The sequence below is a fragment of the Neiella litorisoli genome (assembly GCF_014773395.1).
GTDB lineage: Bacteria > Pseudomonadota > Gammaproteobacteria > Enterobacterales > Neiellaceae > Neiella > Neiella litorisoli.
In genome coordinates this window covers 137,107-160,706 of the sequence record NZ_JACXAF010000003.1, presented here as the reverse complement: position 1 = coordinate 160,706, position 23,600 = coordinate 137,107, and the positions used below count along the sequence as shown (strand labels likewise).

Below are 23,600 nucleotides of genomic sequence, written 5' to 3'. Positions count from 1 at the left end.
ATGTTTACATAAAAAGGTAAATGTTTTAACACTTGATCGCAAGCAAAATCTTTGTCGCAAGTTGTTATCTAATGTTCGCAGAATGAAGTAGTGTTGGTGCGCCAACCGATTTGGGAGATAGCTGTTGTATTCGTTCAAACTCACCGAAAAGCTGAAATTAGCCCTTTATTGCCTGCCATTTGTGCTGGCCGCCACTGCTGTGGAGGCAAAAGACCGGCCCCGTAGCCACTCCAATGAAAACTGCATCGAGTGTCACCAGCAAGAAAATGACCATTGGCAACAGTCAGACCACTACCGTTCAATGGACGTCGCCACAGCTGAATCCGTGATTGGCGATTTCGACAATGCCGAGTTCAGCCATTTTAGCCAGCACGTGCGTTTTTACACCCGAGATGGCAACTATTACGCTGCGTTAACTGAAGCCGGTGAAACCACTGAGTACCACTTACAGTACACCTTCGGTTACCGTCCGCTGCAACAGTACTTAGTGGATACCGGCAAAGGCCGATTACAGCTATTCCCATATGCTTGGGATGCCCACCCGAAAGAGCAAGGCGGTCAGCGTTGGTATCACAACTATGCTGACGAAGACATCAAACCTGCCGATCGTCTGCATTGGTTGCAGCCCTCGCAAAATTGGAATGGCATGTGTGCCGATTGTCATTCCGACGGTCTGGTTCGCGGCTTTGACCATCAAACGGATCACTTTAATACCGGCTGGGATCACATCAATGTCGGCTGCCAGTCGTGCCATGGTGAAATGGCCGAAGACCACGCCAAAGCCGAATACCAAAAACCGAATAGTCTGGCGGCCAGTGACTGGCACACCAGCAAAGCGAATTTGCAATCAATTGATGGGTGCTATGCCTGCCACTCGCTGCGCTCACCGCTCACCGATGGCTATGACCCAACTCAACCGTTTCTGGACCAGTTCTCGCCGTCCATGTTGCAACAGCCGCTTTACTACGCCGATGGTCAAATCAAAGAAGAAGTATACGTTTACGGCTCCTTTCAGCAGAGCAAAATGCATCAGCTGGGCGTGACCTGTTTTAATTGCCATGACAAACACACCTACAAAATCATCGACCAGACCAATGGCTTGTGTCATCAGTGTCATGCTGAAAGCGTGTATGAAACCGAACAGCACCTGATGCACAAGCCGGGCACGAGTGGCAGCGAATGCGTCGAGTGTCACATGCCAAACACCACTTACATGGGCGTTGATCCACGGCGCGATCACAGCATGCGCGTACCGCGGCCTGAGTTGACCGTGCAATACGACATTCCAAACAGCTGTAATCGCTGCCATGACGACAAATCAGCCGAATGGGCCGTCGAGCAAGTCGCTGGCCACTACCCCAATAAACGTCCGCTAAGCGACAACGAAAAAGCTTATATCGAACTGCAGCACAGCCTGAGCTTACCGCTGCCGATGCATCTTGCCATTATCAACGATGCCACCTTGCCCGAGCTAAAACGGGCCAGCGCCTTGGCCTTGCTGCCAAACACCACCCAAGTGCTCGATGACGCCACCATCAAACCTTGGGTTGAATCATCGTTACCATTGATCCGCTTAGCCACGGCCCAAGTTGGCTTCCTGCTGTCACAAGCCGATCGTAACAAAAGCTATGCCGCTCTGCTCAACGATCAATACAAAGCCGTTCGGGTCAAAGCGGCGATGCAAATGCTACACAAAGACATCAGCAAGCAACCGGCTCTGAAAAAAGCGGTTGAAGAGCTGAATACTGCCAACGACATTACTCGCTGGCGCGGCGAAGGTGGTCTCAACGCCAGTTTGGTTCACGTGCAACTGAATCAGATGCAACCGGCGATCGATGCCCTTAATCAAGCCATTCAGGTTGATCCCTACTTTGACGGCTCATACGTCAACTTGGCCGATCTCTATCGCAATCTTGGCAAAGCAGGGCTAGAGAAAAATACCTACGTCAATGGGATTAAAACCAACCCCAACTCCAGTTTGCTGCATTACAGCTATGGCCTATCGCTGATCCGCAATCAGCAAAAACAACAGGCCCTACAGTATTTACAAAAAGCCCATCAGCTAGAGCCTGATAACGCCCAGTTTGGCTATGTCTATTTGGTTGCCCTCGACAGCCTCGGCCAGAGTCAAAAAGCGCTGGAGCTGCTGAAACAAAGCATCGGCAACTATCGCAACGGCCAACGGCTCGCTGAGCTAGGTATGTATCTGTCCAGCAAGCTGGGTGATGAAGCCAGTTTTAATTGGTTCGCTGCGCAATAAGCAAGGCAACAGCAACGCCCCTCAAGGTTTTCTAGGCCCCTATTGTTCGGGGCCTTTTTATTGGCTAACAGCCAGCGATTCGCGCAATTGTCAGCCGATCGGTCCATGACATCTTCCATTTTCAACTAAAACATCATATGTTTAATTACATAACATCTACATTGATCACTGAAACAGCACCAGTCTCAATGTAACGTGAAGCCATCACAGCTGTGTCTGGATTGGATTGGTCGTTGCCGAGTGTTTTGATTAACGCTTCGGTGGCCATCAACGGGCCCGAGCACAGGCTGGAGAGATTAAAACAACCACAATCCATAATAGAGTTGATGACATGAAGACCACCCTATTGCTGACCGCCATTAGTGCGAGTATCGCCGTGGCCCAAGCGGAACAGTCTTGGCCAAACGGTTTTCAGGAAGGACAGATCCGCTGGCAACAGCAAGCCGATCAAAGCGACGATTTCGAGTCCGGCGAAATGGACACCAATAAATGGGAAAATGCGCCAGCGAGTCTCAATGTCGGCGCTTGGACCTTTGCCAAACCCAACGCCTATGTCAATGATGGCAAGTTAGTCATTGAAACCACGCAGGAAACCCACAGCCGACCATTTCCCGACAGTTGCTGGGATGGTAAGGCAGGCGGCCCAGCGAAAACCGTTCAACGCGAGCTCTACTACAAATCGGGCGCCGTTCGCACTCGCGTCGAGGGCGTTTATGGCTTCTACGAGGCTAAAATTAAAGGGGTCGAAATATTCCCCGGCCTAAGCCCTGCGTTTTGGCTCTACAGCGATGGTCACCCCTACCCCGATCGCCATGAGCCTGGGCAATACGTTGACTACAGCGAGATTGATATTGTCGAATTGCAGCAAGCGGACTGGCGCAGCCCCGACGACGTTGATGATCAGTTCGACATGGACCACAACCTCCATGCCCGCGTTGAAGAAAACGGCAGAATTGTCTGGAAGCGGCCAAAACCCAATCGCGAAGCGCAACTGCTGCATTACCGCGCACCATTCGATCCACGACTCGGCTTTCACACCTACGCGGTTGAAAATCGGCACGACAAAATCACCTGGTATGTAGATGGCGTCGAAGTCGGCTCCAAACCCAACAAATGGTGGCATCGACCGATGCATTTAATCTTCTCGCAGGGATTACGCCGCCACCTGATTAAATACAACCCGGCGTGTCAGCGCGCCGACCCGAACCCAAACAAAATCATCACCGAAGGGTTTCCAGAAAAAGCGCGGATGCAGGTTGAGTACGTCAAAACTTGGAAGGCATTACCGTCAATCTGGATTGAGCAAGCTGAACAATATCAGCAGCGCAGCTATCCAACTGGCACTAATGTCCAGGTTAACGTCGGCTACCATGCTGGCAGTGACTTTTTTGTCAGCGATGACAACGGTCGCGGCGTGACCCTGCACTTGGTTGAACGAAATGCTGAAGGAACGGTGCGTACCATTGTTTCGGCCGATGATCCAACGACCTTGGCCAACGATAAAAAATACGCCGGTAATAGCGAGTTAACGTTAGCACTCAACGGCGTCAAACCGAGCGCTGAGCTGCCAGCAGGGCATTACTATGCACTGGCGCCGGAATTCCGCTCATCCAACGGTTCAGATATTTTTTCACAACAGCCGTTAGTGACAATCAACGTAGTAAGCAGCAACCACTAGTCGCCGCTTTGACCCATTAACTGACTCAATATTTGGAGCTCTAATGAAAACCCAATTATCAATCGGCTTAATCGCTCTGGTCAGCCTGCTCGCGGGTAACGCCTGCATTGCCGCTACCAACAAAGCCGACGACAGACCCAATATTCTGTTTATTCTGACCGATGATCAGGGCTATGCCGATGTTGGCTTTAACGGCTCAACGGATCTCAAAACCCCTTCGATCGATGAGTTGGCAGAAAACGGCACTGTGTTTACCTCTGCCTATGTGGTGCATCCATTTTGTGGGCCAAGCCGCGCCGGCTTGATGACCGGCCGCTATCCGCATAAATTTGGTTCGCAATTCAATCTACCAGCCACCAAAGATTCCGGTGGTTTAGGTTTGCCAACCGACGAAAGTTACATTAGTGAAGTGCTGCAAGATGCGGGCTACTTTACCGGTATTGTTGGTAAGTGGCACCTTGGTGAAATGCATGAACATCACCCGAATCAACGGGGTTTTGATGAATTTTTTGGTTTCTTAAATGGTGGCCATAGTTATTTTCCTGCCGATTATCAGAAAAAGTACCAAGCAGCCAAAGATCGCGGGCTGGACAGCGCTATCTGGCAATACCTAGCGCCGATGCAATACAACGGCGAAGAGGTTAAAGAAACCGAATACGTTACCGATGCGCTATCGCGTGAAGCATCACGCTTTATCGAAAAAGCCAGCCACAAAGATGAGCCCTTCTTCTTGTACCTTGCCTATAACGCGCCACACACGCCGCTAGAAGCAAAAGAAGAAGACATGGCGCTGTTCCCAGACATTAAAGATAAAAAGCGTAAAACCTACGCCGGCATGGTCTGGGCGCTCGACAGAGGCATTAACAACGTCGTTAAAACCCTTAAGGACACCGGTCAGTACGACAACACCTTGATTGTCTTTATGAGTGATAACGGCGGTCGTCCTGATCAAGGCGCCAATAACTACCCACTTAAAGAAGGCAAAAACAGTGTGCAGGAAGGTGGTTATCGCACGCCAATGTTTATGCACTGGCCAGCCAAAATGAAGGCTGGCAAAACCTACAAACACCCAGTGTCATCACTGGATATGTTCCCAACTCTAGCGCAATTGGCGGGAGCCACAATCCCAGCAGATAAAGATTTAGATGGCGTCGACATTCTGCCTGCAGTACAACAAGATGTGAGTGCGCGCCCAGGTGATCTGCTCTATGTCATGGTGCACTGGGCTGACCACACCAACGTCGCTGCCCGCCGCGATAATTTAAAAGTGATTCGTACCGAGAACGGGCCATGGCGCTTGTATGATGTGCAAGCCGATCCAGCTGAAAATAATGATTTAAGTGCTCAGTACCCAGATACTGTGCGTGAAATGGTGTCAAAAATGTCGGTGTGGAGCTGGTCTCATCAACAACCTGCGTTTTTCTACAACCATAAGAGCGCTGCTCAATGGCGCCTCAATGGCATGCCGAGGTTTGATCAAACCTTTGAATTGAAAAACAAATAACCCATTTCATTACCATCAAGGTAGAACAAAGCCCCAATTCATTTGGGGCTTTGTTGTTTAAGCAGCCTACCAACCTAACAGCGAGTCGCTGTTGACCAATAACCGACCTCGTTGAGTGTCAAAAACTTTTACATCGACTTCCAAAAACCACCAATAATATGAGATCAAGATAAAAGTATGATGTTTACATTAATGAAACAATCTAAAAGCGTTCGATTGGTCGCAAAGTGTTCATATTTAGCAATCTCATATCGCTATCACTGAGCGCCACCACCAATCAGATCCAATAAAAAGCACGGCGCCGATCGTGCTCAAAGCGAATTCAAATTGGGAGGTCGATTGCTTAGCCACAACGCAAGGTAATCGCCAGACACAACACATGTAGGGAAAAATAATGTTTTCAAAATTAACTGGTAGCCACTTGTTCCAAGGGGCTGCATTAACTGCTGGTCTGCTGCTATCAGGCTCGGCATTTGCCGGCCTGATAAATGCTGAGTTCGATACCAGCGCAAGTGACTTTGGCTGGAGTGGTTTCGTCGTCGACGAATTCGGAGAAATTCCGGTTGATTTAGCCACAGATACCAGCGGCGTCTTTTCGTTTTCGAGCACAGGCAGTGCCACTATCACGCCAACCGACCTGTTGTTTGGCGGTTACATCTATCAAGAGTTTTCTGTTGGCGCCGACTACGACCAACTCTCTCTCAGTTACGACTACTTCGCTTCAGACGATAGTTTTTGGGGTGATATCGTCAATGTTGCGCTGTGGTTCGAAGGCGACATCATTCACGACTTTCTCGACCCGAGCGACGGCCCGAGCTTTGATTTCAGTAGTTTGAATGTCAACGACATGGTCGAGCTAAGATTCGGTTTTGAAGATTGGGATTTCAACTACTTCGACGACTATCTGACCGTCTCCGATATTGCCATTAGTACCAAGTCGGCTGCGCCGGTTCCGGAACCATCCACTTTGGCAATGTTTTCGCTAGCCATGCTGGCCCTCGGGCATCGCAGACTGAGCCGCAAGCCTGCAGCAAAGTAATCGCCAACGAAGCAATGACATTTGAGTTTGTTGCTGCGTTGTCCCCCCGATTCAACCGGAGAACGGATCATGATTGGTTGTCAAACCAAGCACACTTATTTCGCCCCGACCAAACGCTGCAATCAGGCGTTATTTGCGGTGGCCCTAATGGCTTGCACAAGCCAAATCCCTTTTCATGCAGTGGCCCAAGCAGATGGTTCCTGGGTCATTGTTGATCAGGCAAACATCGAGAAAAGCCGGATCTACATGGAACGCGGCGTGGGTTATTTTACCTACAACGACATTGTCATCGCCGATGACTCCCTGTTGGCCGAACAATTACGATTAGTGGTAACAGACAACACCCACACTGTGCTTAATGCCGATGGTGTCGATGCCAACGAACAACCTTATTTCAATGTCGAATCGCTGAGTGATCGCAACAAAATCTATTTTGAACCCAAGCGCATTTCATTTTCTTATTCGCTGGAGTTACAACAATTCGTTGAGCCGCAGCTACCGGGCGCATTTGAACTCAGCTATGACTTTGACAGCGCTGCTGATATCCAAACCGAAAACAATAACTGGGAAGGCTGGGTTTACCCAACCGCTAATCGCGGGGTGATGGCCTTTGAAGCAGGCGCTGGCGAAGATGGCGCTGGCGCCTATTCATTTGTAGATACCAGCAGCAACAGTACCGCCTCTCAACATGGCTTGCGCTTTAACAACCGAACCAACCAAGCGAATATTAACCCTTGGTTTGATGTCCTCGCCTTCGCTCAGGGCAAGACGATTCACAAAACCTCGGTAAAAGTGCGTGTTGAAAAAGCCACGCCAGGTGATGTCACCGTTTATCACAACCTCATTCCTTATCCGCTAATCGATGGCACCAAAGGCGAACAAATCAGCGCCGGCATCGCAGCCGGACCGCAGTATTCAGCGGTAATACCGGCTGCCGATAATGGCACCTGGGTCGATATTGAGTTTGTGGATAGCAACTCAGGCTCCACTGAATTCACCATCCCTTATTCTTGGGCTCATTACGATGGCAATTCAGAAATTCAGGTCTATCCGCAGTTTACTTTTGGCGGCTTAGAACAGGGCGATAAAGTTTATATCGACGACTACCTGCTCACCGGTGCCGATGTCATGCTCGACGGCTCAGTCGGTGATGCCTCAGGTAATACAGGCGAAGATCAAGAAGCACCTTCGACCAGTAATCCAGTGGCAGAAGGCGAGTTTAGCTATAACTTCAACGTCAATCAGATCCAAACCGAAAACAACAATTGGGAAGGCTGGGTTTACCCAACTCAAAACCGCGGCGTAATGGCCTTTGTCGAAGGGGTTGGCGAAGACGGCAGTGCCGTGATGTCCTATCAGGACACTTCCACCAATACCAATATCGCTCAAAATGGCGTTCGCTTTAACAATCGCACCAACAAGGACAACATTAACCCATGGACTGACTTTTTGGCCGATGTCGTTGGCACAACGCTGAACTCGGTGTCTCTTTGGGTCAAGGTCGAGAAAGCCACCGCTGGTAATGTCACTGTCCGTCACAACTTAGTGCCCTACCCGCTGATTGACGACACCAAAGGCAAGCAAATCACTGCCGGTATCGCGGTTGGACCAGAATATGAAATGGTCATTCCGGCATCAGCTAACAACACTTGGGTACAAGTGGAGTTTGTTGATAGCAAAACCGGCCAACGCCAATTCACCATTCCTGATACCTGGAAACACTTTGACGGCACCTCCCCCATTCAGGTGTATCCACAATTTCTGTTTGATGGTCTTGATGTCGGCGATAAGGTCTATTTCGACAATTACCTGATTGCCAATGAGCCTTTGCTCGACCCATGCTGTGAACCTGTTGAGGATGATGGCGGCAACACAGGTGGCGGCTCAGGTGGTTCCGGCGGCAACGATAGCAGCGCGCAAACCAGCACGCTGACCGGCGCAACCGGTGCTAATGGTGCCTTTAACCTCGGCGATCAGCTGACCTTTACCTACAACTTTGATGTCAACGAAACCACTGCAAGCCAGGGCGATCAAGGCTGGATTTATTCGGTCATCGATCGTGGCGCCATGGCCTTTGAAGATGCCGGCGGGCAACAAGGCTCAGCACTGTCGTACACCGACACCAGCATCAATGTTAACCCTGAGCAAAACGGTGTGCTGTTACAAGACTGGAGTGGTAACCCGTTTACCGCCATGTTCATGAATCACGGCCATACCATCAAAACTGTGTCGCTATGGGTGAAAACCGAATTGGTGGCAGAAAAAGACATTGAGATCATTCATTACCTGATCCCATATGGCTTAGTTGCCGGCAATAAGAGCGTTAACTACCCAGCTGGCATTGCTGCCTCACCCAAACTGGTTGGTACCATTCCAGCGGGCAGCAGCGATTGGGTGAAAGTGGATTTTGTGGTTGAAGGCAGCGAAGCCATCGACTTCACCATTCCATCAACCTGGTTCCATGTGAATGCCGGTGATGAGCTGCAGATCTATCCTGAGTTCAAATTTGCCAACACTGAAGTCGGCGACAAAATCTATATCGATGAGTATCGCGCCACATCGGTGGTTGGCGAACCACTGCCGATCCCAACGGATTTCAGCGTCGAATACGACTTTGAAAACACTCAAATTGCTCAAAATGGCGGCTGGGGTTATATCGCCAATGGCTTCGGAACCTACCTTTACGAAGACGGCACCGGTTATCAAGGCAGCAAAGCCGTGTCTTTCACCGACACCAGCGCAGGCACTTTCATTGGTAACCATTCGCTACTTTGGCACAAGTGGGGCACGTCTAACCCATGGAGTGGCGCACTCGCTGGCGGCAACATTGACACCGAGGTCCGCAAAGTCACCCTCAAGGTCAAAATTGACAAAGCAGCGGGCAATCTCGGTACCGAGGCTGTCACCATCAAGCATCACTTATTGCCATGGAACATCGGTGGTTCTAACAAGTTTGATAAAGTGGCTGCCGCGCAAGCGGTGACGGCTGACTACACCGCAACGGTCAGTGCCGATCGCTTTGGCGAATGGGTGGAAGTGACCTTTGTCGATGCCAATACCGGCTCGGAAGTCTTCGTCATTCCGGATACCTGGAAGCTCACTAGCGGCGGCGATATTGTCGATGTGCTGCCAGCGTTCTTCTTCGGTGGTTTGGAAGTCGGCGATAAGATCATCATCGATGACTACCTGCTCATCGGTGACAATGAGTTTGCCCGCACCGTGGTCCCAGATGAGCCTGCTCATGACTATGGTTTCCACGACGGCAGCGGCACCTACACCGAAACCGATCGCCCCGAACCTTTGCCTGTGGTCGATAGCGACTTTTATGTTGAACCTGCTTCATTCGCAGTAGTGAAAGATTTAGTCACTGATTTGGGCTTTACCCCATCGGGCGCTGATGACACCGCAGCAATGCAGGCTGCCATCGACACCATAAGTAATATGCTGGCAACAGCCGAAAGCGGTAAGCTAATCGTCCCCGCCGGTGACTACTATGTTCGTAGCTTGAAGTTCAAATCCAATGTTCACATGGAAATGGCCGAAGGTGCGGTGTTCCACATCGCCGCTGGCGGCGGTTATAACGTTTGGATGTTCGAAATGGGCAACGGCAACGACGGCAAAGTTGAAAACTTCAGCTTTGTTGGCCAAGGCAATGGCTTCACCATTGACCTGACCGATGCGCCAAATATCCGTACCGCCGTATTCAAAATGGGTGATATCGAAAACTTTAAGTTCTCCAACTTCAAGATTGCCGATCGCAAGTCCATTTTTGCCTCATTCTTAGTGGGCATTACCGAACGCGACAATGATATCTTCTGGCCGGTCAACGGCATTATCGAGAAGATTGATCAATCCAATTCGCTGTTTGGTTACGGCCTAGTGCAAATGTACGGTGCAGACAACATTCTGTTCCGCGATCTGCACAGTGAAGGCGGCATCACCCTGCGTATGGAAACCGACAACCTGACCATGAAAGACTATGGCAAAGGCGGCATCCGCGACATCTTCGCCGAAGATATTCGCGGTACTGACTGTCTGGCTCCGGTCATGTTTGGCCCGCACTTCCAAGAAAATGGCTCAGTGCAAGTCAATGGTGTGACCGCCAATGGTTGTGGCTTTGCAGTGCGGGTTGACGATGGCTTTGTCGAACTATTCAGCCCTGCTGGCGAAAGTTACACCCGCAACGGCTGGAAAGATAAGGTCAACGAGCTTTACGGCGACAACTGCTCGGCGCAACCTTATGCTCGTGGCACGAATCAATGGGCGGCGCGCATTAACCCGACCAAGGCATGTTTAGATGCAGTGCACCAAGCAACCGGCTTGAAACCTGGTTGGTTTGCTGAGTCTTACATCTACAACGTGACAGCGAACAACGGTAGCAATGCTCACTTGAAACAAAATCAACTGAACTACTTTGCCGATACCAACCCAGCATGTGAAAACGTCTGTATCGCCGCAGAGAGTCAGTGGGACAAGCCTGGCCAAATCTACATGGGCCCATCGTTGGGTGGCGTGTATGATTTGAACGAGCCAGGTGTTGATTACCACTTCAATATCAATGTCATGAACCTTGACATGGTGAACTTCCCAAGCACAAATCTACCGCGGGTCGATGCCCATACTCGCACAGCCAAAGTCTGCCCGTATTATGTCGCTGACGGCGCCAGCGAATGTAGCGATGCACGATGGAATTATCAGGATTCTCCTGAATAAACTGAGGTCATACTACAAACCACAAAAGGGCTCCTCGTGAGCCCTTTTTTATGTTGTGTCACAGGCAATTGATACTGCCAACTCTCTTTATGCTTTCTTTTGGCGCGCTTTTACTTTTGCCGTAACTATCTCTCGCCCAAAAACAAACATCCTACGTTTGATCACATAAAACAAATATAAACATCATAAATAATTAACAAGATCGGCCTTGTTGGTTATCGTGATGAATAGTGAATGACATCCAAGTGATTCGCTGATTGTACAAAAAACCAGAAAAGAGCTGAGCAAGGCAGCCTTGTTTGCCGCAGTGGTTTGGCCACCGTTTAAAGCCACTCCCAATGCTCAGAAAAGATAGAGCCTGTTGATCTTTGCTGTATGTTTTTGCAGCAATTTATTGGTGATTTAGGCAAGGAAGTGGTTATGAAGTTGACTGGCCGTCAATGAATAATCGCTGACGCTGAATAAATTGCCAATAAACGCTGCCCGAAGGGTTCGTCAAAATGCTCATTTCGCTGCGTCGCTCGCTATTTATATAGATTGCTATATGGCATAGCTCGCTTCTTGCTCAAAAGAGCATTTTGAACGAACAACAGTTTGTTTGGAACAAACTATCGCGATAGCCGCATAGCGGTAAAGCTCATGGACGAGCTTTACAAAATTCATACACCAAAGATCAACAGGCTCTAATAAACAGATAATTAAAGTAGATACCAATGCATAAAAGTATACTCACAACTTCGCTGTTGCTGGCCATTAGCGGCTCGGTCGCAGCGGAAGTCATTCGCCCTACGGGCTTTCAACAAGGACAAATCCGCTGGCAAGAACAAGGCAATCGCACCGACGATTTCGAAAGCGGTTCGCTTAACCCCAGTAAGTGGGAAAATGCTCCGGCAAGTCTTAATGTTGGCGCCTGGACCTTTGCCCAACCCAACGCGTATGTCAGCAACGGCCGGTTAATTATTGAGACCACCCAGGAAACCCACACTCGCTCATTTCAGGACAGTTGCTGGGACGGCGTGGCCGGCGGTTCATCAAAAACCGTACAGCGTGAACTTTATTACAAATCCGGCGCCGTTCGCTCAAGCGTTGAAGGCGTCTATGGTTTTTACGAAGCCAAGATTAAAGGCGTTGATATCTTTCCAGGCTTAAGCCCTGCATTTTGGTTGTACAGTGACGGTCACCCGTTCCCCGATCGCAACGAGCCAGGCCAATATGTTGACTACAGCGAAATCGATATTGTTGAGTTACAACAAGCCGACTGGCGCAGCCCAACTGACTTCGACGATCAATTTGATATGGACCACAACCTTCATGCCCGAGTTGAGGAAAATGGCCAAATCGTCTGGAAGCGACCAAAGCCCAACCCAGAAGCTCAGTTGCTGCACTACGAAGCACCATTTGATCCAGGCTTAGATTTTCACACCTACGCGGTTGAAAATCGCCCCGACAAAATCACCTGGTATGTTGATGGCGTCGAGATTGGCTCGAAACCCAATAAGTGGTGGCACCGGCCGATGCACCTGATTTTCTCTCAAGGCTTGCGTCGCCATTTGATTAAATACAATTCAGCTTGCCAACGTGCCGATCCAAATCCAGACAACGTCATCTCACAAGGCTTCCCTGAAAAAGCTCGGATGCAAGTCGAATACGTGAAAACGTGGAAAGCACTGCCATCGGTGTGGATTGCCAACCCAGGTCAATATCAATCAACCAACTACCCGGCTGGCGGCGATCTGCGAGTCACCGTGTCATACCACGGCGGCAGTGACGATTACGTTGACAGTGGCAATTACAATGGCGTGACGCTCAACCTGATCGAGAAAAACGCCAACGGTCTGGTGCGCGTCGTGAAATCAGTTAACGATCCAAGCACCACCAATGATGACAAGAAGTACGCTGGCGACGCCGTCATGACCATCGATCTGAGCGGTGTGACACCAACGGCTGATTTGCCCAATGGCCACTACTACGCATTGGCGCCGGTATTTAAGTCATCGAATGGCTCTACCATTTACGCCCAAAGTGCGGTCGCCAATATTAATATCACCGGCTCTAATAATGGCGGTGGTAATGTTGCGGTGACTGGCGTCTCGTTGTCGCCAAGTTCCTTGTCACTGGCCGTTAACGCCACCAAGCAATTATCAGCAACGGTCAGCCCATACAATGCAAGTAACCCATCGGTCTACTACTACTCGGATGATAGCGCCATTGCCTCAGTCAATGACTCAGGTTTGGTGACCGGCAAGCAAGCTGGCTCTACCCAAATCACAGTGACGACCAATGACGGCACATTTACCGACACCAGTTTGGTTACCGTCACCTCAGATTCCAATTCTGGTGGCGATCCGGGTAGCTGTGACGGCAGTTGGGTCGCAGTCTCGTCAGTCGAGTTATCGGCGCCAAAAACAACGTTATCGCCAGGCGAAACCGTTAGCCTGACGGCCAATGTGTTGCCAGTATGTGCGAGCAATAAAAACGTCACCTTCAGCTCCAGCAATACAAGTGCTGCGATCGTTAATTCCAGCGGAGTGGTCACCGCCAGAAACGTTGGCACTACTATCATTACGGTGAAAACCAAAAACTTAGGTAAAACCGATACCGTCACCATTACTGTGAAGTAGAGAAACGGTGTAATCATGAAACGGTGAAACAGCGATTTTACCCGCTGCAGTAAGCAGCAACATCAATCAAACGGGCCGCATTCGCGGCCCTTTTTGTTGTTGTTTTCATTAGCAGTATTTAGGATTGGCTGAAACAATGACTAGCACTAGCGAACGAATGCACTATTCCATCGCTCAACGGCTTCAACAAAAATCAACCATCACAAAATGACCAAATCAACAACCGCACTATTAACACTCAGCGCACTATTAGCCTTGTCCGGATGCGCTCAACCATTACCTACAATTTTGAATGTTGACCCCAATGAGCTGAGCAATGAGCAAGCAGTGTTGATTGTCAGTGCCGGAGCAGCAGAAACATGCATTTCTTTTTCATCGGCCTTCGTCATTAAAGAAAGCGCCAAGCAGCCAACGCTGGGCGATAGCATCGGTGTCTACCAATTGAACAATAATTTCGTCGATAGCGATTTTGATGATGAATATGCCAAGGTTTACTCAACGGTGTTAAAGCCGGGCCAATACGATTTGTGGTTGTATCATCAAAACCCATACTTCAGCTTTGACGATCCGGTGTTTACAAAGCCCTTTACGCTTGAAGGTGGCCAAGTGACATACATCGGCGAAGTGCACTCTGATGGCTGTAACAGCATGCAGATTACCGTCAAGAACAAAAGTGAACGAGATCTTTGGCAAATTAAAAGCTATCAACCTGAGATCGATCTGAGCAAGGTGATTATTGCTCCGGCGGAAGTGTATATTGGTAACAACAATAAGGCTAAAAGCAATTGAAATAGGCCAGCGCAGACGCATCTGGCCTACAAGCAGGAGCTTACGACTGAGGCATAACCTCTAATAGCAACACGCCGTTCGATGGCAATTCAAATTCACTACCGAGCAGTTGCCCTGTCATCAGGTTAGTGCTGCTGGCAGCAGCGCCACTTTTCATCGCCGTGGTCAGGGTCGCGGTGCTATTGCCGAGGTTGACGATGGTCATTAAGTAACTGCCATCGGTCTGACCAACCACCCGCCAGTAACACGCCTTGTGGCCAGTGCCATTGGTTTCACTCAAGACAACCGTTTCTGCTGGATTAGCTTGCGCAACTTGTTCCAGCGCTTTATTGGCAATATCGGTAACCGCGGCTCCGGCGGGCATCGTCAATAAGGTGCCTTGCCCTGCATTCAAGCGGGTTTGACGGGGTTGGCCATATTCGTTGAGAGCCAAGCTAGTGCTATCCACGATCACCGTACCACCGTTATCAAGATACCCTTGCAGCGCAGCGAATTCGGCATCAGTGACATATTCTGTTTGATAGACCACAACCACATCCCAAAGCTGGTTATGTTGTTTTTCGATAATGTTTTTGGTGGCATAGCCCATCGGAAAACCTTCAAAAAACAATGGCTCATAGAGCTCGAATAACTGGCTCATGTGGTTGTTTTTATTAATCGCCGAGGTTTCTGAGTAGAACAAACGCAGTGGTCGTTTTTGCTGACGCAACGCCATGATCTCTTCTGAGAAGCTATTCATGTCCATCATTACCTGGGTCAACTCATTGGCCACTTGCGGCTGCATTGCCGTTGATGCGGCATAAGAGCCAGCCAATGCGGGATCGGCAAAATTCAAATCACCTTCAAGACGATCTTCTGGCGAACCATCGGGGTCGCGGGCCCAAAACCAGCTCATGCTGGCATCCATGCCCATTACGGTTGCTAACCAGAACGTATTGCGAACGTACTCCGGCGACATTCCCAATTCGCGATACCACGAGGTGGACAGAAAGTGGCCTTCGGAATTGACGTGGATTTTATTCGGGGCAACCGACTCCATGAAGTCGTAAGAAACCGCTAACTCCTCCCAGAAGTAGGCATAGTGTGCCTCCCACTCCTCTGCCGAGGTTGATCGCAAGTCGCGGCCGCGGGCTTTGGCGTCGTCACCAATCATGGTGGTCAGCTCGGTCAAGGCTTCTAAGTCAATGCCATGGGAGCGGCTGTTCTCAGTGAACAAATCAGGCATGATCTTAATGTGGGTATCCGCCTGAGGGTTCGCTGCATGCAACTCGTCCTGCAACATCTTAAACCAAGCAATGCCGCGGTCCATGTTGTAGCGACACCAGTCATACCACATGGGCTGACCGCGGGTCGCCAAACGAATTGGGATATCAATGGTGACTTGCTCAAAACTAGCAAACTGACTGTCCCAGTTGTTGTTCAACGCAGCAATGTCGTTCTGATAAGTGGTTTTTAACCAGCTCCGAAAACCATTGAGAGTGTGTGATGAAATGCTATTCATCTCGCCATAGTTTTGAGTCCAGTGACCCTGCTCGGAAAACCAATGGGGCTCATTGGATAAAATGACGCCCGCTTGAATACCTTTTTTGCCCTGAGTGCGCTGGCCAAATTCTCTGACAATGTTGCCCCAAGTGGATTGCACCAGTGGGTTGTCGATATCAAAGCCGGTGAATAATGAGCGACCGGCGGTTATCTCAGGTTCACGATCACGCATCCATTGCGGCACATTGGTGTTCCACAACAAGGCAAAGCCAACTTTGCTGTCTTCTTTGCTGGCTAATTCGTTGGCTTTGGCGCTCCAAATCGAATCGCCGCGATCACTCCAAGACAGGCTGACACTTGGCATGGAGTCGATGTTACCGAGGTGATCATTGTACAAATCGCTGTCGGTAGTTGGGTTGCCATGGGACTTGGAAAAATAGTCGTACAAGAACACCGGCTTGCCATTGCTCATAAACATGTCGTCGGCAACTTCAATATTGGCCCAGTCAACTTTCGCGACCGCGCGACGTTGTATGGTGCCGTCCAGCACTTGGTTCAACTGGCGAATACCGGTGTCGAGAATGGCAATGACCTGCTCACGTTGAAAATCAGGCAGTAGTTGGGCGTACTCAGTTTTCTGATTACGAAATGGCCCGTAAATACCAAATAAGTCCTCAACCTGCTGTTGGTTGTTTTCGTCCCAATCAGCAAATTTGAGAAACTCATTGGCGAACCACACAATGCTTTGTTCACGCGTGGTATCAACATCAAGCAAGGCAGCATCGGCCATTAATTGCTCGAGAGTAGCGAGTTTCGCCTGCGCTTGTTCGGTTAGGGTCAGGTCCGGTTCTGGCTCAGGGGTTGGGTCCGGCGTTGGGTCGGGCGTTGGATCCGGTGTCGGTTGTTCGACAACTGGGCCGCCGGAGCTATCACTAGATCCGGACGAGCTGCCACAAGCAGACAAGCCCAGCGCGATTAGCGCCAAGGCGATGGGGGCGATTTGTTTACTGTGATTCATTTTATTGTTCTCGTGGGTATGTACTGTGGGCGCACGAAGCGTATTTTCTGGTTTGACAGGCGCTTTAATCGAAGTGACCAAAGCGCCGAAGAAAGCAATGATTAAGCTCTGACAGTAAAGGTATTGACGTAATCGCTGAGTGATTTACCCGACTGGCTAAGGTCGCCGCAGGCTTGCACGGTAGCGTCAGTTTGCACCGTCATTTCATGGGTATCGTCTTTCACTAGGTGAATCCTTTCGTTAATTTCAGCAGCGACTACAGTTTGCTCTTCCGCAGCGGTGGCAATTTGGGTCGACATACCGTTGATCTTATCGAGCTGTTCACGCAGCTCATCGAATGCCGCCAAGCTCCCCATCACCACCTCAACGGCCTGCGCGCCCTGCTCTTGCAGCTGCGCCATGCTGTTGGTGGTGGCCCGTGAGCCGGCTTGTAAGGTTTCGATCTGGCTGCGAATTTGTTCGGTCGATTCTTGCGTCCGACTCGCCAAGGTCCGCACTTCATCCGCCACCACGGCAAAGCCACGGCCCTGTTCGCCTGCTCGGGCCGCTTCAATGGCGGCATTCAACGCCAGCAGATTGGTTTGCTCGGCAATGCCCTGAATCACCTCAAGAACGCTGCCAATCACTTCGGTTTCGCTATTCAGTTGTTTGGCTTGTTGTTGCGTGCTGGCTAATTCGGCGATCAGCCGCTCGAGGATGTCCTTGCTATCGTTAGCATTGTTGGCACTGGCCACCGAGCTTTCATGGGCGCTGAGCACGGCAGTGGCGGTATCTTGGGCAATGGTCGCCACTTCTTGAATGGTGGCACTCATTTCATTGACCGCGACCGAGACGCTATTGGTGGCTTCATCTTGACTGTTCGCCCGGCGTTTATTTTCCGCCATCGACTGCGACACCGAATCGGTCAACTGCGCCATATTGAGGGTTTCACCACGAACCCCTTGCAGCGCTTGATTAAAGCTATCCTGCAAAGTGTTGAAAGCGCGCGACACTTCGGCCAGCTCGTCACTGCCAGTAACCGGTACATCGCGGCTAACATCTTTGCTGTCGGCCACTTGTTTGAGCTCTTTCACCAGTACTTTGAGTGGCCCGATAATCGACAAAATAATGAAATAGGAGACGCTGCCAATTAGTAAAACGGAGCCAATCAACAACACAATGCTGTTGTTCACCTGGCTTTGGGCGTCGTCCAGTTGGGTCAGCGTTTGCTGGCCAATTCGCTGATCGGTATAGTCAATCACCTCTCGCAACGCGGCAATATTCTGCGATGACATGTCAAACCACTGATCGGGCGACAAGTCATAAGATTTGCCGCCCATACCTGCCAACTTAAAGCGCAGTTTTTCAAGCTGCTTGTGAATGTCGGTTCTCATGTAGGTATCGCGAAACAGCAAACCAACATCATCGGGAGCATAAGCGCGGAAATTATCGGCTGCATCTTCGGCCTGACGCAGCGCCGCTACCGCAGATGACACCGACACGTAATCTAAACTTGGCTGACTCAGCGTGCGGATCATGGCGCCGCGCTCAAACGAAACAATGGTGTCGAGCTTAATCAAAGCACCATAACTGCCGAGCAGCAGACTTAATTCGGAATCAATAGCGGCCAGTTTAATCACGCCATTGATGATATTTAACGATCGCTTGACCAGCGGAAAGTAGTCATTCATCACCCACTTTTTATCATCGTACTGCAGTTGATAGCGGTCGATATGGGCGCGGGTGCGTGGCAACTTGTCGGCCCCCTCAAGCAAGCTGTCAATGCGACCATCAAACTCGCTGAGCTGCGACTTTGCAGCATCGACATATTGCTTGTAATCAATGAGTGTCCGATCAACCCGCTGCCGCTGCTGCAGCAACTGTTGGCGATAGCGCTCGCCCAAAGCGCGGTTGTTTTTGCCCTGAACAAAGCCATAGGTATAGTCCCGCTCGGACTGTATTTGTTGCAACAAGGCGCCAGTTTTACGGGCCAATTCCATCGCGGTGGATAGTTGCATCAGAGCATCGCGCTTAGCCGACGCCTGAAAATAGCCCTGCGCGGCAAGCGCAGTGACAACGGCAATAGGAAGAAGGGTTAGGATTAGGATCCGAGTTCGGATCTTTAATTGATTTAATACACTCACAGCTCAACTCCACACTTGAGGTTCATCCTTCTACCCAAACTAAATAATCAGACAATATATAACATATGATGTTTGATAAATTTACACGTTTGTAAACTCAGGCGTAAGCTTTGACGATTTTCCCTCGCCAGAACTGCTAGCGAGATCATCTTTTTAATTTTATTTGAGAGGTGAATAAGGGACTAAAAAAGTCTGCTGCCCAAACAGACACAGGCAGCAGCAACCACACAAAAGGTGACGCCAACGCTGACACGTGGCGTCTCAACGAAATTAATTAATCAAGTGAGTTTGGTTGAGCTTGGCATTGCTCTGCTTGCTGATACCACCATCGCTCCACTTCACTTCAATGGCAGCATTATCGCGGCAATCACCCAGACCAAAGTGAGCCAAGTTGTCGAAGCTTGACGAATACATCGCCCCTGACGCGCCGATGCGCTGTTGCTGCGTTAGGCCACAGGCCTTAACGGTGACCACAGCGCCAATCGAGGTACGTTTGTTGGGGTGAACCAATGGCACCGCGACTTTGATGTAGCTGTTGTTGGTCGTTTGCTGCAATTGATTGGCAAACAGATGCCATTTGCCGCGCTCATGGCCAACCACTAGATCAACATCACCGTCACCGTCGTAATCAAGGCGCTCAATGGCCATGCCCCAAGAGCCAATATCGCTGGTGATCAGCTGATGGCCTTCGGCCTTGATAAAACGGCGCTTGCCGTCTTTACCTAAAGCATTCAGCCAAACCAACATGGTGTTATCTTCAACCAGCGAACCCTGCGGGTTAATGATGAGGTCGGCATAGCCATCGTTATTAAAATCAGCCGTTGTCACCGCAGTGCTGTGATTCAATTCGGCCAGGCCCGTCTGCGCCGTGACATCAACAAATTGACCGCCGCGATTTTCCAATAACATATCGCTGACACCAGCATGATGCGGATAGGCCGGGTATTTCGCTACCTCAGCAAATACAGCGCTTGATTGATGGAAAATATTGCCTGCCACTCGCCACTGGTCGTTACCGATATAACCAATGTAGAGGCCTTTGCCTAATTGCTTATCGGTAAAGCCAAGGGCGTCGCTACTGACCAACTTGGTATTTCGACCCGAATGCGTCTCGCCATCAAACTTGAATTCGTAGGCTGACTCACCCACCTTAAAAGTGGAATACGGCCAAGGGGTTTGCAGGTTTTCAATGCTCAGTACTTCACCGGCAGGAAAGGTAAAGTCAAACTTGCCCCGCATATTAAAAAAAGCCCATTTTCGGGTGGTTTGGTTGTAGAAGGTTTCACCGGGCCGAAATGCTTTACCACGGGCAATGAAAATATCGAAATCGCCATCATTGTCATAATCGAGCTCAACGATGCCGTTTACATCATCGATTTTGCTTGGCAATACCGTACTCGTGACATCGTTAAAGGTCAGATCGCCGTTGCCCTGATAGGCATGGGCAGGACCATGACCATAGATAATCAAATCGGGAATACCGTCATTATTGAAGTCAGTGACTAGGGTTTTCTGGCCATCGCCTCGCACTGGCGGCAGCACGTTGTTGACCTCGAAATAGCCTTTGCCTTGGTTCTGATAAACATAGTTTTCACTTTCGCCAAGCCGCTCCTGACTCGGAAACGCAAAATTGAGCAAATCAAGGTCGCCGTCACCATCAAGATCGACCAACTTTAAGGTCCGCCCCCGCATCATCGCCAGTGGTGGATCTTGCTCATCAAGGGCAACAAAGGTGCGATCCTTTTGCACCCGAAACAACTTGGCATTGCGCGAGTTGCTGCCCGAGCCACCTCCGCGCGACAGCAACATTTCGAGCAGGCCATCGCCATCAATGTCACCAATGGCAACACCGTGAATATCGCCCATCAACAGATCGTAAGGTTTCGCCAACTTACCCTTGTTATTCCACATAATGCGGATCCCAAAGCCATGGTCATTGATGATCAGATCAGCAAAGCCATCCTGATCAAGATCGGCGACCACAGGCGAATCCCACTTGCGGCGATCTTTGTTTTCTCGCTTAAAGTCCTGCAACGCTTCCTTAAATGTGGCCAACTCAACTTGGCTAGATTCAGCGGCGGTCAGATCCACTGGCGAACATGCAGTCAGCAGAACAACTGCTGCTGCGAACATTTGGTTTTTCATCCGAGTAACCTTAACTACATCAGCAAGCTGATTGGTTATTTCCCTAAAGTGAAGTGTTTACCGAGTTTGGCAACAACTTCTTCGTTTTCGTCCAAGATCTGCACCACCCAAGCGTATTTGCCCGGCGGAAACTGAGCGGCTAAGTTTTCCAGCGGCACATTGAGGTCGCCATTGCGCTCAACAGGAAAGTCCAAGGCACCAAACTCTTCCCAGTTTTCGCTCGACAATAATTTAACCTTTAAGGTGCGGTTCTGAGTGATTTGGAACTTCACTGCCAAGTCCACCGGCTCATCACCCACTGTCTTTGGAAACTTCACCTGCAGCACTTTGTCTTCTTTGGCGAATTGCGGCTTCTGCTGGCTCTTGGCCTGTTTGTTTTTAGCCAGTTGAGCATCGCTGACCACAGTCAAATTGGCACTCACCGGTTGATCCAAACGTTCAGTCCAACCTCCGCGGCGTGGCGCCAGATAAGCATCTACGCGATAGCTACCCGGTTTCAAATCCGCCACCGGTAACCGCAATTTGACTGGGCCAGATTGTTTAATCCGCTTTTGAATGCGCTTGACGTTTTGCCAATCTTCCAAGCGGATCATGGCAATGTGCAGCTCGCGTTGCTTTGAGACTTCCACGTCCATCTCAATCAGCGACGGCTGATTGGGGCCAATTTCCTGCTCCACAACCAGATTAGTAATTTGGTCGGCAGCGTGGGCGCTACCAAACCAGCTGAGGGCAATGGCCAACACAATACGAACGAAATGTTTGCTAATGATCATGAGTCAGACTCCTGTTACTTCAAAGGACGGATGGCAATATCATCAAGGTACACTTGACCTTGATTGCCACCTTTAAAGACAAGGCGCATACGGTCCTTCGCAGCAGACGCTTGTTGCTGATTAAATTCGACGGCAATCTCACGCCACTGACCGCGCGGCAGCGTATCGAGAGCAATCGGTTTGAGTTGTTGCCAAGGCGATTCCAACACCACTTGCAACTGGCTGTTCTGAACTTGCTCAGAAACCCAAACATTGGCCGTTAAGCGGTAGCGGCCAGGCCCAAGTTCGACCGAGCCAGCAGGCGAAAATGCGGTTGATTCGGCTTGCTTGTCGGTTTTGCCAAGGTCGAAGCGCAAGCTTTTGCGACCAGTGGTGTAAATGTTGTCGGCAAAGTCGGTCACCGCCAGCGCAACACTGGATTGGTCATCGATAAACCAAAACTCAGCCGACTTCATCCGCGGAGCCGGTTTATGATGAGGGTTCATCTGCAGCGGCCCTTCAAAGCCGAAAAAGGCGCGATCGAGTTGGTTGTCGTCTGGGCGTTGCCACACGCGGACGTAATCAATTTCAAAAAATGCGGGCAAATGCTGTTGTTCGGGAATGCCATGCCAAGGGAAGACTTCGGAGTCGAACCAGAGCTCCATTGGGTTATTCAGTACCCAACGGTCGCCTAACTCTTGCTGCTGAACCTGATGAACCAATTCGCCATTGAAGTACATTTTGAGGCCGTCAGGGAGCCATTCAACGCCGTAGACGTAAAAGTTCTCCGCAGTGCGGCCTGGCGTTTTGTGCGGGTGTTTCCACACTTTATTTTTCTTCGGGTGGCCCGGACGCCAATCATGAAATGAGGTCACGAATGTGGTTTCCGGATTCTTATTGCCTTTGGTCACCAGCCCTACTAATTCAAAGACATCAAGCTCTTGCTGGTAGCCAGTGCCCCAGAATGCGCCGGTCATCGGTGCATCAGGAATTTTGACCTTCACTTCCATGTAACCAAACAACACAGTGTGGTGGCTAATCACCGCGGCTGTGGTGATATTTTCATACGCTTTAATTTCTTGGCGCTGAGGTGGCTTGCCAACAAATGGATAATCAGGCTGCCATTGGGTGCGGAGAATCAGTTTGCCATCTTCGACATAGGCATTGTGGGGGGCAAATTGCGACGGTGCGCGACCTTTCCAGATGTAGAACTGGCCATCCGTACCGGACACGTACCATTTATTCAGATCGAGTGAATCACCGTTAAATTCATCGCTGACCTTGGTATTCAGCTGCCAGTTTCCGGCATTGTCCGGATCGGAGGCCGGTAGCAACGGATTATCGGCATTCGCAGGAGCAACCCAAAGCGACGCCATTGCTGCGGTTACGACTGCCACTGCGCTGAGCGATTTCAAATAATGACAAAACTGCATCACATTCTCCTGAGGTAAGGCGCTTGAAATAACGCGTGCAAAC

The 23,600-nt window shown here is 50.1% G+C and carries 12 protein-coding genes; 7 read left to right on the top strand and 5 right to left on the bottom strand.

The window, feature by feature from the left end; genetic code table 11:
- The first annotated feature begins 124 nt into the window (after window positions 1-124).
- The 7 genes from IC617_RS02855 (at window position 125) to IC617_RS02825 (ending at window position 14,604) form a co-directional block, all read left to right on the top strand.
- The gene (locus IC617_RS02855; protein WP_191143471.1) at window positions 125-2,260 is read left to right on the top strand and encodes a hypothetical protein; all 2,136 of its coding nucleotides are present in this window, start codon (window positions 125-127) and stop codon (window positions 2,258-2,260) included.
- Window positions 2,261-2,591: 331 nt separating this feature from the next.
- Window positions 2,592-3,938, top strand: a complete 1,347-nt coding sequence (locus IC617_RS02850; protein WP_191143470.1) for a family 16 glycosylhydrolase — start codon at window positions 2,592-2,594, stop codon at window positions 3,936-3,938.
- 43 nt (window positions 3,939-3,981) lie between these two features.
- On the top strand, window positions 3,982-5,442 hold the full coding sequence (locus tag IC617_RS02845) for a sulfatase-like hydrolase/transferase (protein ID WP_191143469.1): 1,461 nt from the start codon (window positions 3,982-3,984) through the stop codon (window positions 5,440-5,442).
- A 394-nt stretch (window positions 5,443-5,836) separates the two neighbouring features.
- Entirely contained in the window at window positions 5,837-6,481 is a 645-nt protein-coding gene (locus IC617_RS02840) for a PEP-CTERM sorting domain-containing protein (RefSeq protein WP_191143468.1), read from the top strand.
- A gap of 69 nt (window positions 6,482-6,550) precedes the next feature.
- Window positions 6,551-11,194 carry a hypothetical protein gene (locus IC617_RS02835; RefSeq protein ID WP_191143467.1) on the top strand — a complete coding sequence of 1,548 codons (4,644 nt, stop codon included), beginning with the start codon at window positions 6,551-6,553 and terminating at the stop codon, window positions 11,192-11,194.
- Between the two features lie 713 nt (window positions 11,195-11,907).
- A complete protein-coding gene (locus tag IC617_RS02830; protein ID WP_191143466.1) occupies window positions 11,908-13,815 on the top strand; it encodes an Ig-like domain-containing protein in 1,908 nt (635 codons plus the stop codon).
- A gap of 207 nt (window positions 13,816-14,022) precedes the next feature.
- Complete coding sequence (locus IC617_RS02825; protein WP_191143465.1) at window positions 14,023-14,604, top strand: hypothetical protein; 582 nt, start codon at window positions 14,023-14,025, stop codon at window positions 14,602-14,604.
- 40 nt (window positions 14,605-14,644) lie between these two features.
- Here IC617_RS02825 and IC617_RS02820 read toward each other — a convergent pair whose 3' ends face one another.
- From IC617_RS02820 to IC617_RS02800, 5 genes are all read right to left on the bottom strand, one after another.
- On the bottom strand, window positions 14,645-17,104 hold the full coding sequence (locus tag IC617_RS02820) for an alpha-amylase family protein (RefSeq protein ID WP_191143464.1): 2,460 nt from the start codon (window positions 17,102-17,104) through the stop codon (window positions 14,645-14,647).
- Between the two features lie 101 nt (window positions 17,105-17,205).
- Window positions 17,206-19,227 carry a methyl-accepting chemotaxis protein gene (locus tag IC617_RS02815; protein WP_191143463.1) on the bottom strand — a complete coding sequence of 674 codons (2,022 nt, stop codon included), beginning with the start codon at window positions 19,225-19,227 and terminating at the stop codon, window positions 17,206-17,208.
- Window positions 19,228-19,497: 270 nt separating this feature from the next.
- Window positions 19,498-21,372 (bottom strand): CRTAC1 family protein, encoded by a 1,875-nt coding sequence (locus tag IC617_RS02810; RefSeq protein ID WP_191143462.1) that lies wholly within the window; start codon window positions 21,370-21,372, stop codon window positions 19,498-19,500.
- 35 nt (window positions 21,373-21,407) lie between these two features.
- On the bottom strand, window positions 21,408-22,145 hold the full coding sequence (locus IC617_RS02805; RefSeq protein WP_191143461.1) for a hypothetical protein: 738 nt from the start codon (window positions 22,143-22,145) through the stop codon (window positions 21,408-21,410).
- Between the two features lie 14 nt (window positions 22,146-22,159).
- A complete protein-coding gene (locus tag IC617_RS02800) occupies window positions 22,160-23,557 on the bottom strand; it encodes a family 16 glycosylhydrolase (protein WP_191143460.1) in 1,398 nt (465 codons plus the stop codon).
- Window positions 23,558-23,600 lie beyond the last annotated feature (43 nt).

What these genes read in the sequence shown, in the direction of transcription:
- IC617_RS02830 (WP_191143466.1), top strand. Translation starts at nt 11,908, where the DNA reads ATGCATAAAAGTATACTCACAACTTCGCTGTTGCTGGCCATTAGCGGC.
- IC617_RS02835 (WP_191143467.1), top strand. Translation starts at nt 6,551, where the DNA reads ATGATTGGTTGTCAAACCAAGCACACTTATTTCGCCCCGACCAAACGC.
- IC617_RS02805 (WP_191143461.1), bottom strand. Translation starts at nt 22,145, where the DNA reads ATGATCATTAGCAAACATTTCGTTCGTATTGTGTTGGCCATTGCCCTC.
- IC617_RS02850 (WP_191143470.1), top strand. Translation starts at nt 2,592, where the DNA reads ATGAAGACCACCCTATTGCTGACCGCCATTAGTGCGAGTATCGCCGTG.
- IC617_RS02825 (WP_191143465.1), top strand. Translation starts at nt 14,023, where the DNA reads ATGACCAAATCAACAACCGCACTATTAACACTCAGCGCACTATTAGCC.
- IC617_RS02810 (WP_191143462.1), bottom strand. Translation starts at nt 21,372, where the DNA reads ATGAAAAACCAAATGTTCGCAGCAGCAGTTGTTCTGCTGACTGCATGT.
- IC617_RS02820 (WP_191143464.1), bottom strand. Translation starts at nt 17,104, where the DNA reads ATGAATCACAGTAAACAAATCGCCCCCATCGCCTTGGCGCTAATCGCG.
- IC617_RS02840 (WP_191143468.1), top strand. Translation starts at nt 5,837, where the DNA reads ATGTTTTCAAAATTAACTGGTAGCCACTTGTTCCAAGGGGCTGCATTA.
- IC617_RS02845 (WP_191143469.1), top strand. Translation starts at nt 3,982, where the DNA reads ATGAAAACCCAATTATCAATCGGCTTAATCGCTCTGGTCAGCCTGCTC.
- IC617_RS02800 (WP_191143460.1), bottom strand. Translation starts at nt 23,557, where the DNA reads ATGCAGTTTTGTCATTATTTGAAATCGCTCAGCGCAGTGGCAGTCGTA.